The organism is Streptomyces murinus (genome assembly GCF_002154555.1).
GTDB lineage: Bacteria > Actinomycetota > Actinomycetes > Streptomycetales > Streptomycetaceae > Streptomyces > Streptomyces murinus.
The window spans coordinates 1-4,076 of record NZ_MUNF01000627.1 but is presented as its reverse complement, the minus strand read 5'-3'; the positions used below and the strand labels follow the sequence as shown (position 1 = coordinate 4,076).

The following is a 4,076-nucleotide window of genomic DNA, read 5'->3' as shown; positions in this document are numbered from 1 at the left end:
GGAGCGGGCCCGCTCCCTGGCGCCGGCCGGTGCCGCGATCTCCCTCGCCCCGAACGCGCTGCGCGCCCTGGACGTCCTCGGCATCGGCGACGAGATCCGCGAGCTGGCCGCCTGGCAGGGCGACGGCGGACTGCGCACCCCCTCGGGCCGCTGGCTCTCCCGCGGCGACGCCGCCGCCGCGACCGCCCGCTTCGGCGACCCCCTGGTCCTGCTGCCCCGGGCCACCCTGATCGACCGCCTGGCGGCACTGCTTCCGCCCGGCGGTGTGCGCACGGGGACCGTGGCGACCGTCGTCGATCCGGGCGACGGCGGGCGGCCCGCGCGGGTGCGCTGCGGGCCCGCCGACGCCGGCGGTCCCACCGCCCACGAAGAACTGGAGGCCGAGCTGGTCGTCGGCGCGGACGGCGTCAACTCCCGTGTCCGCACGGCCCTGTTCCCCGAGCACCCCGGGCCGGTGTACGCCGGGTTCACCACCTGGCGGGTCCTGATCCCGCTGCCCGGGGTCGCGTTCGCCTCCCATGAGACCTGGGGGCGGGGCCGGCTGTGGGGGACGCATCCGCTCCACGACGGCCGGGTGTACGCCTACGCGGCGGCCGTCACCCCGGCGGGCGGCGGGGCCCCGGACGACGAACGCGCCGAACTCCTGCGCCGCTACGGCGATTGGCACCACCCCGTCCCCGCCGTGCTGGCCGCCACCCGCCCCGAGGACGTCCTGCGGCACGACGTCCATCACCTCGCGACCCCGCCGCCCGCCTACCACGCGGGCCGGGTCGCACTCCTCGGCGACGCCGCGCACGCCATGCCGCCCACCCTCGGCCAGGGCGGCAACCAGGCCGTCGAGGACGCCGTCGTCCTCGCCCACCACGCCCGTGACCTCGCCGCCTACACCGCCGCCCGGCTCCCGCGCACGACCGCCGTCGCCCGCCAGGCCGTCCGGATCGCCCGCGTCAACATGGCGGGCGGCCGCGCCGCCGTCGCCGTCCGGGACACCGCGATGACCGCCCTGTCCAGGCTCGGCCCCGCCCTCTTCCTGCGCGGATTCGACGGCATCGCCGACTGGCGGCCCCCGTATGCTGCCGGGGACGTACAGCTGGGCGAGCCGCAGGGGAGAGAGACGTGAAGGTCGGCTGCATCGGACTCGGGGACATCGCGCAGAAGGCGTATCTGCCGGTGCTGGGTGCGCTGCCCGGGGTCGACCTCCATCTGCACACCCGCACCCCCGCCACCCTCGCCCGGGTCGCCGACGGGCTGCACCTGCCCGCCGGACAGCGGCACCCGAGCCTCGACTCGCTGCTCGCCGCCGGGCTCGACGCGGCCTTCGTGCACGCGCCCACCGCCGCTCACCCGGAGATCGTCAGCCGGCTGCTGACGGCGGGCGTCCCGACGTACGTCGACAAGCCGCTCGCCTTCGAACTGGCCGACTCCGAGCGGCTGGTGGAGCTGGCCGAGGAGCGCGGCGTCTCCCTCTTCGTCGGCTTCAACCGGCGCTACGCCCCCGGGTACGCGCAGTGCCTGGAGCACCCGCGCGAGCTGATCCTGCTCCAGAAGAACCGGGTCGGGCTGCCCGAGGAGCCCCGCTCGATGATCCTGGACGACTTCGTGCATGTCGTCGACACCCTGCGCTTCCTGGCACCGGGCCCGGTCGACGACATCACGGTCCGCGGGCGGGTCCGGGACGGGCTGCTGCACCATGTGGTGCTCCAGCTCGCGGGCGACGGTTTCACCGCGCTGGGCGTGATGAACCGGCTCAGCGGCTCGACGGAGGAGATCCTGGAGGTCTCCGGGCAGGACACCAAGCGCCAGGTGCTCAACCTCGCCGAGGTGATCGACCACAAGGGCCAGCCGACCCTGCGCCGGCGCGGCGACTGGGTGCCGGTGGCCCGGCAGCGCGGCATCGAACAGGCCGTCCACACCTTCGTCGACGCGGTGCGCGCCGGGCGGCTGCTCAGCGCCCGGGACGCGCTGGCGACCCATGAGCTGTGCGAGCGGGTGGTACGAGCGGTTCAGGACCTCCCCGGCGGGGCCTGAGCGCCCGGACGCCCTCGCCGGCGCACAGCGCGGCCAGCACCAGCAGCGCGACGTGTACCGGCCAGTCCCCGTAGCGGACGTACGGCGTGATGCCGTGCGCCAGCGGTACGTCGTACACGCGTGCGGTGCTCGCGTCGGTCCCCAGCCAGGGGCCGAGCCGCCGGCCGCCGGGCCCGTACACGGCGGAGACGCCGGTGAGGGTCGCGTGCACCATCGGGCGGCCGGTCTCGGCGGCGCGCAGCGCGGCCAGCGAGGCGTGCTGCTCCGGCGCCCAGCTGTGCTGGAAGGTGGAGGTGGAGGACTGCCCGAGGAGCACGTCCGCGCCGTCCTCGGCGAGATGCCGGCTCATGTCGGGGAACGCGGTCTCGAAGCAGATCAGCGGGCCGATCCGCAGTCCGTGCCCCACGTTCATCACGACCTGTTCGGTGCCGCGCCTGCGGTCCTCGCCGGCCGCCTTGCCCACCGAGGTGGCCCAGCCGAGCACGGAACGGGCGGGTATGTACTCGCCGAACGGCACGAGACGCATCTTGTCGTACCGGTCGCCGGTCGGGCCGTTCGGGCCGATCAGCACCGAACTCTTGTAGATCCCGGGCCGGTCGGAGCGGCGGGCGTCCACGTTCACCAGGACGTCGGCGCCGGTCGCGCGGGAGAGCGCGGCGATCCGCCGGGACAGATCGGGGCGGTCGGCGAGGTCGTAGCCGACGCTGGACTCGCCCCACACCACCAGGTCGACGTTCTGCCCGACGAGCCGCCGGGTCAGCTGTTCCTCCCGGTCGAAACGGACCTCCGGGCTGTCCCGCCCGGCCACGACGCCCGGCTGTACGACGGCGATCCGCGTCGCGCCGTCGATCTCCGGCCGGGGTGCCCATGCCCAGGCGGCGGTGGTCGCGGCGGCGGTGGCGAGGAGCGTGGCCACCGCGGGCATCCGCGCCCCGCGCACCGCGATCAGCACGGCCGCCGCCACGTTCACGGCGACCACCAGGAAGCTCAGCAGCCACACCCCGCCGACCGAGGCCAGCCGCAGTGCCGGTGCCACCTGCCACTGGCTGGCGCCCAGGATGCCCCAGGGTCCGCCGAGCCCCTGCCAGGAGCGGACCAGCTCCACCAGCAGCCAGCCCGAGGGCAGTACGAGGAGGGCGACGGCGCATCGGCCGGGGGAGGGGGTGCCGCCCAGATACCGGCGCACCAGCCAGCCCCAGGGCATCCAGAGCAGCCCGAGCAGCGCGCCGATCAGGAAGATGAAGACATGCAGGCTCGGCAGCAGCCAGTGGTGCACCGCGACCAGATATCCGAAGCCGCCGCACCAGCCGTCGTACGCCGCCCGCCGCCCGGTCGGCGCCGAGCGGGCCAGCAACAGCCACGGGACCAGGGCGACGTACGCGAACCACCACAGCGAGGGCGCCGGGAACGCCAGCACGGGCAGGGCACCCGCGAGGGCGACGACGGCGGAGCGCCGCCAGGGGGAGGTCAGCCAGCGCTCGGACGTCGTCATACGGAGCCTCCCTACCCCAGGGCTCCAGTGTGCGCGCCGCAAGCGATCTACGACAGGGGGCCTGGTGGCCCCTTTGGTACCCGCTCGGGGCGTCACCACTCAGCCGACGGTCACCCTCCCGGTCCCCTCTGCCCGCATGCCCCCGCTTCAGACCTCACCGCGCCGTCCTCCGCCACTTCTCCGTGGCCACCACCTCGCCGATCCGCCAGCCCTCGCGCGTGCGCAGCAGCCCGAAGTCGTACCGCCCGCCGCACTCCAGGTCCGGCGCCGCCGGGCCGTCCCCCTCGGTGCGGCGCATCGGGTTGAAATAGTCGGCCCGCACCCGCGCGGTGTCCCCGGTGTCATGCTCCAGGATTCCGAACCGCACCCGCCGGTTGACGATCAGATGCTGCCGTACGGCGAACCGCGCCAGGTTCTCCGCGAGCCACCCGGCGACCTGCCCGGCCTCGCCCTCGATCCCCCCGGACGAACGGTAATCGGCCCTCCCTCCGGGCGTGAACAGGCCCGGGTACGCCGTCCAGTCACCGTCGTCCACCGTCACCGCGTACGCGGTGAC

At 74.9% G+C, this 4,076-nt stretch carries 4 protein-coding genes; 2 read left to right on the top strand and 2 right to left on the bottom strand.

Features of this window, described 5'->3' with window-relative positions; all coding sequences use genetic code 11:
* Positions 1-1,120: FAD-dependent monooxygenase (locus CCN72_RS31650; protein WP_086811594.1), on the top strand; the 1,120-nt coding region annotated here is incomplete at its 5' end.
* On the top strand, positions 1,117-2,028 hold the full coding sequence (locus CCN72_RS31645; RefSeq protein ID WP_086811592.1) for a Gfo/Idh/MocA family protein: 912 nt from the start codon (positions 1,117-1,119) through the stop codon (positions 2,026-2,028). The genes CCN72_RS31650 and CCN72_RS31645, both read left to right, overlap by 4 nt.
* Here CCN72_RS31645 and lnt read toward each other — a convergent pair.
* Both lnt and CCN72_RS31635 read right to left on the bottom strand, forming a co-directional pair.
* On the bottom strand, positions 1,946-3,520 hold the full coding sequence (lnt, locus tag CCN72_RS31640) for an apolipoprotein N-acyltransferase (RefSeq protein WP_086811591.1): 1,575 nt from the start codon (positions 3,518-3,520) through the stop codon (positions 1,946-1,948). The genes CCN72_RS31645 and lnt overlap by 83 nt on opposite strands.
* Positions 3,521-3,674: 154 nt before the next feature.
* On the bottom strand, positions 3,675-4,076 hold a 402-nt coding region (locus CCN72_RS31635), incomplete at its 5' end, for a nuclear transport factor 2 family protein (RefSeq protein WP_107430203.1).